Below are 294 nucleotides of genomic sequence, written 5' to 3'. Positions count from 1 at the left end.
CTTCATTCGCGAATATGAATTCCTTGGCGAGCATGTCGACGACAGACTGGAAAGCGGACCTGACCTGGCTCAACCCGCCGCCGCACCACGACTTTGCCGGCGGCACCGTGCATGTGCGCACCGGCAAGGAGACCGACTTCTGGCGCGAGACCTTCTATGGCTTCTGGCGCGACAACGGCCATTTCCTCTATCGGCCGGTCGCCGGCGATTTCAGCGCCGAGGTCACGGTCAAGGGCGACTATCGGGTGCTCTACGACCAGGCCGGGCTGATGGTGCGGCTGAGCGAAACGCTCT

The 294-nt window shown here is 62.9% G+C and carries 1 protein-coding gene; it reads left to right on the top strand.

Annotated features, from left to right (window positions below):
* Positions 1–32 precede the first annotated feature (32 nt).
* Positions 33–294: DUF1349 domain-containing protein (locus EN862_RS35650; protein ID WP_135913338.1), on the top strand; the 262-nt coding region annotated here is incomplete at its 3' end.

This window comes from Mesorhizobium sp. M2E.F.Ca.ET.219.01.1.1 (genome assembly GCF_004016445.2).
Lineage (GTDB): Bacteria > Pseudomonadota > Alphaproteobacteria > Rhizobiales > Rhizobiaceae > Mesorhizobium.
Note: the sequence above shows the minus strand (reverse complement) of the source record. Positions and strands in the feature narration are given on the sequence as shown.